The organism is Streptomyces sp. NPDC056222 (assembly GCF_042264065.1).
GTDB lineage: Bacteria > Actinomycetota > Actinomycetes > Streptomycetales > Streptomycetaceae > Streptomyces.
Window position 1 is genome coordinate 1 of record NZ_JBHJTL010000190.1, and the last position, 3,888, is coordinate 3,888.

Below are 3,888 nucleotides of genomic sequence, written 5' to 3' on the forward strand. Positions count from 1 at the left end.
TGGCCTGGTCGATCAGGCGCTGCTCGGTGGCGTCGTAGCCGACGAGCTCCGGGCCGATCTGCTCGATCACGGCGAGGACGGCCTTCTCGACCCCCAGAGTGCTTGCCCGCTCGCGCGTGTGCGCGGCACCTGGTCCCGGGGGTCGATCGCGCAGGGCTCCAGGCCCACCGTTTGCGTGATCGTCTCGGGAGAGATCGTTGCCGAGTGAAGAGGGTCGGCTGTGCGGCACTCCGTCTAACGGCGTTACACCGGGGATCAGCCGGCGGGCAGTGCACCGAGCTGCCAAGGGTAGGTGCGGGTGCCAGCGCGTCACGTCGTCCCGTCGCGCTGGCGAGCCCGGGGAAGGGCGCCTCTGTGGAGTTGTCCAGGGGTGGTCAGTTGCCGCGGGCCGCCCGGTGCTGGCGTGCGCGAGCGGACGCGGCCGACTCGATCGCGAGCCATGCGGGGATGGCCACGCGGGCAGGCCGAGGTGCCGGCGCAGCAGGAGGCCGCGTCGGCGTGGGGTCTTCGGGGATGGCTGCGGGGTCGGTCAGGCAGGACGCGCAGGAGCCATCGGTGAGTTGTCCGGGGTGGCCGCACGAGGTGCAGCGGGGGCCGCGGTATTCGCGACGGGCGGTCACAGGGCTGCGATGCCGTCGATGGGTCCGGGCATGACCCGTGGCATGGGGAACTCGGTCTGTCCGGGGACGTGGGGTGCGGGGGCCGGCCTACCGGCGGCGTCCGCGCGGTCGTGGGCGTCCTGGTGGCGCTGGTCGCGGTAGGCCAGGTAGTCCTCGCGGAAGATGCGGTACGTGCGCCTGCCCAGCTTCAGGGCGGGGATCTCCCCGTCCGCAATCCAGCGGTAGACAGTCATGGGCGTGACGCGCAGCTCTTCAGCTACCTCGGCTACGGTCATGTACTGCGGGAGGGGGGATGTGGCCTCGGTCACGATATTTTTCTCCGTCCGCCCGGGTAGCGTCTTTCCGCAAGTGTTTGACCTGCGGTTTTGTCCACCTGCGGGCGTTTTTTCGTTCCAGATGGAAATATCTGGTCCGCGAAAATTTCCGCAGGTCAGAGGGCAACCATCCGAATGTGGAGAAAATCTGTAGACGCTAGGCGCAGAAAATGTCGACTCAGAGAGACCGTGCTACTCTTCACGAAGCAGCTCACCCGTGGGGTTGCCGCTGGTCTTTCTTAGGGCGACTTCAACGTCCCAGCGGCTCAAGACCCCTCGACAAGACGGGTTGGGCCGCCGTGACCCCCGGTGAGTGTCGATCACCGGGGGTCAACTTCTTGCCTCACCATACACCGGGCTGCGCGTTTCGGACGATCGCGCCCGTACACAAGTCTGTGACAGACCAGACCTATTGCCCTATGTATGCATGTACATTATCTCCATGAGGAATCCACTTGCGGACAAGCTACTTAGCTTCGAGCAAACTACGGCGGACGTAAGGGACACGAGCAGAAAAATCGGCACCGCTGCGGAGTCTCAGGCCACCCTGAACATCGCACTGACCGCGGTCGCGGTGACCGCGCTCATCGTGGCCGCGCTGCTGGTGCACGACACGCGGGTGAACGGCCATGGCTGACACCCCCCTTGACCCCAAGGCAGAACGGGCGCGCCGCGCGCACGGACACGTGCTGCTCTTCGAAACGGTCAACGGGCCCGAGGCGCACGGTTCCTGGCTGGCCATCAGCTTGTCGGACGGCTCGTGCGACATGAAGGCGTACCCGACCAAGGTGGACGCGACCCGGTTCCAGCTCCACGAGACGCAGTGTGCGTATCTGTGCCTGACCGGCATACCGACGCTCGGGGAGCTGCGCTTGTTCCTCGACACGTGCGAGGACCTCTACGACGCCGGCCTGAAGCTGGCCGACCCCGCGACCTACTTCAACCCGGAGGCACTCCTGTGAGCGCAGACGAGATCTTCGACCCCGAGATCCACGCGGCGGACAAGGACGGAAACCCGACCCTCAACAAGGACGGGAGCTTCCGCAAGAAGCGCAGCGACGCGGGCACGGGCACGAGCGGGGGCGGCAAGCAGCGGCCGGCCTCGAGGTCCCGGAGCACGAAGACGCCGACGGGTCCCGCGCGCGAGAAGTACCGCAAGGCGGTGGACGATGTCCTGGCGCTGCCGGTCGCTGGTCTGTCGATGGCCGATCCGGTGCTCGGGTTCGCGGCGGCCGAGGTGGCGCCGGCGTGGTCGGACGCGCTGGCGGACCTGGCCGTGGAACAGCCGCGGCTCGCGGCCGTGCTGGAGCGCCTCGGGGGCGTGGGTGCGGTCGGCGGCGTGCTCGGGGTCGGCATCATGACCTTCGTCCAGTTCGGTCACCTCCTGGGCAAGGTGCCGCCGCACATCGCGCAGATGATGGGTGCCAAGAGCCGTGAGGACATCGAGCGGATCCTGGACCAGCGCGGGGCCGCGATGGCCAAGCAGCGGCCGGCGCCGACCGAGCCGCCCGTCCAGCACGAGCGCGGCCAGGTCCCCACGCCCCGGGTGATGGCCCATGTCTGACGAGGTGCAGTACGACACCGAGGTGTCGTCCGAGGACGCGTACGAGGCTGCGCTGGTGCGGTGCGGCCGGACTCAGCACGCGCTGGTGCTGGCCGAGGCGCGGATCATCGCGTGGAAGCGCCGGTACTCGGAGCTGCTGAAGGTGTGCGGCGAGTGGGAGTCCGAGGCGCTGAGGCTGCGGGAGCGGTACGGCGTGGGGGAGCTGGGGGGTGGGGATGGCCAGGACCAGGGCGCCGCGGGCGGCACCGAGCCAGAGCGTGAGGCTGATCGAGCGGCGTAGGTTCCTCTCCTCGGTGTGGGAGTACGGCGCGGGTGAGCACGTGTCGTTCATCGGCCCGACCGGTTCGGGCAAGACGCGCCTTGCGCTCCAGCTCCTCGCGCGGTCCGTGTCGGATGACCTGACCGGGTACATCACGGTCATGAAGGCCAAGGACAAGACCGTGGGCGAGTTCCTGGCCCAGCACGACCGCTGGAAGCGCACGCTCACGTTTCCCCCTCCGCCGCGTGCTCCGGGCATGCCCAAGGTGAACGGGTGGGTGGTGTGGCCGCACCACACGAACGATCCGGCGGCCGACGAGATCCGGCACGAGCGGGTGTTCAAGGAGATGCACAAGCGGCTGTACGTCAAGGGGGACAACATCATCTTCGATGATGAGGTGGTGTCCCTGGTCCGGGAGATGGACATGAAGCGGGACCTCACCCGGATCTGGACCAAGGGCCGGTCCCTGGGGTCGGGTCTGTGGGGGGCGACGCAGCGTCCGGCCATGGTGCCGCTGGAGATGTACGACCAGGCGCAACACCTGTTCCTGGCGAACATCAAGGACAAGCGGTCGCAGGACCGGTTCGGGGAGATCGCGGGTGTGGACCCGGACCTGGTGGTGGACGTGGTGCGGCGCCTGCCCAAGTTCCACTGGCTGTACATCCGGCAGGAGGCGGGGCAGATGTGCGTGGTCGGCCCTTGATCTTTCCCATTTGGTTGCCTTAGGCAACCGAATATGTTTCCCTACTTAACAAACTCTGCCCGCTCGGTCGGGCACTGAGGGAGGAACCCACATGACCATGACCGCGACCGAGGCTCCGGCGCAGTCCAAGAACGGCAAGGGCAAGGAGCAGCAGGTTGTTGCCGCTCGCCCGTTCGTCACCGGGACCCGGACCCTGGAGTCCGAGGTCTACACCCAGACCGTCACGCAGAACACCGCCACCCAGACGCTCCAGCCGTACGAGTTCCAGGTGGACGGGTACCTGTCGGGCGCGCTGATCCGCGTCACCGCGACGACCGCGTCCAACGCCGCGACCGTTGCCTTCCAGGCGGACGGGCCGTTCTCGGTCCTCCAGTCGGTGATTACGGCCTCCACGCGCTGGCCGACATGGGCGCGCACTGGGAGGACAC

8 protein-coding genes are annotated in these 3,888 nt (G+C 67.6%); 7 read left to right on the forward strand and 1 reads right to left on the reverse strand.

Features of this window, described 5'->3' with window-relative positions; translation table 11 throughout:
- Window positions 1-208: hypothetical protein (locus tag ACFC0D_RS38210; RefSeq protein WP_376446655.1), on the forward strand; the 208-nt coding region annotated here is incomplete at its 5' end.
- A gap of 408 nt (window positions 209-616) precedes the next feature.
- Here ACFC0D_RS38210 and ACFC0D_RS38215 read toward each other — a convergent pair.
- Window positions 617-928: a helix-turn-helix domain-containing protein gene (locus ACFC0D_RS38215; RefSeq protein WP_375821541.1), complete on the reverse strand. Its 312-nt coding sequence runs from the start codon at window positions 926-928 to the stop codon at window positions 617-619.
- A gap of 448 nt (window positions 929-1,376) precedes the next feature.
- Here ACFC0D_RS38215 and ACFC0D_RS38220 point away from each other — a divergent pair, with 448 nt between their 5' ends.
- From ACFC0D_RS38220 to ACFC0D_RS38245, 6 genes are all read left to right on the forward strand, one after another.
- Window positions 1,377-1,571, forward strand: a complete 195-nt coding sequence (locus tag ACFC0D_RS38220) for a hypothetical protein (RefSeq protein ID WP_375821542.1) — start codon at window positions 1,377-1,379, stop codon at window positions 1,569-1,571.
- The gene (locus ACFC0D_RS38225) at window positions 1,564-1,896 is read left to right on the forward strand and encodes a hypothetical protein (protein ID WP_375821543.1); all 333 of its coding nucleotides are present in this window, start codon (window positions 1,564-1,566) and stop codon (window positions 1,894-1,896) included. Before ACFC0D_RS38220 ends, ACFC0D_RS38225 begins: the two co-directional genes overlap by 8 nt.
- Window positions 1,893-2,498, forward strand: coding sequence for a hypothetical protein (locus ACFC0D_RS38230; RefSeq protein ID WP_375821544.1), 606 nt, complete (start codon window positions 1,893-1,895; stop codon window positions 2,496-2,498). Before ACFC0D_RS38225 ends, ACFC0D_RS38230 begins: the two co-directional genes overlap by 4 nt.
- Entirely contained in the window at window positions 2,491-2,778 is a 288-nt protein-coding gene (locus ACFC0D_RS38235) for a hypothetical protein (protein WP_375821545.1), read from the forward strand. The genes ACFC0D_RS38230 and ACFC0D_RS38235 overlap by 8 nt, the downstream gene beginning before the upstream one ends.
- Window positions 2,756-3,460, forward strand: a complete 705-nt coding sequence (locus ACFC0D_RS38240; protein ID WP_375821546.1) for a hypothetical protein — start codon at window positions 2,756-2,758, stop codon at window positions 3,458-3,460. Before ACFC0D_RS38235 ends, ACFC0D_RS38240 begins: the two co-directional genes overlap by 23 nt.
- A gap of 91 nt (window positions 3,461-3,551) precedes the next feature.
- A partial coding sequence (locus tag ACFC0D_RS38245; protein WP_376446652.1) for a hypothetical protein occupies window positions 3,552-3,888 on the forward strand: 337 nt, incomplete at its 3' end.

Bases quoted from the DNA above. Each gene is read 5' to 3' on its own strand.
- ACFC0D_RS38235 (WP_375821545.1), top strand. From the start codon at position 2,491: ATGTCTGACGAGGTGCAGTACGACACCGAGGTGTCGTCCGAGGACGCG.
- ACFC0D_RS38220 (WP_375821542.1), top strand. From the start codon at position 1,377: ATGAGGAATCCACTTGCGGACAAGCTACTTAGCTTCGAGCAAACTACG.
- ACFC0D_RS38225 (WP_375821543.1), top strand. From the start codon at position 1,564: ATGGCTGACACCCCCCTTGACCCCAAGGCAGAACGGGCGCGCCGCGCG.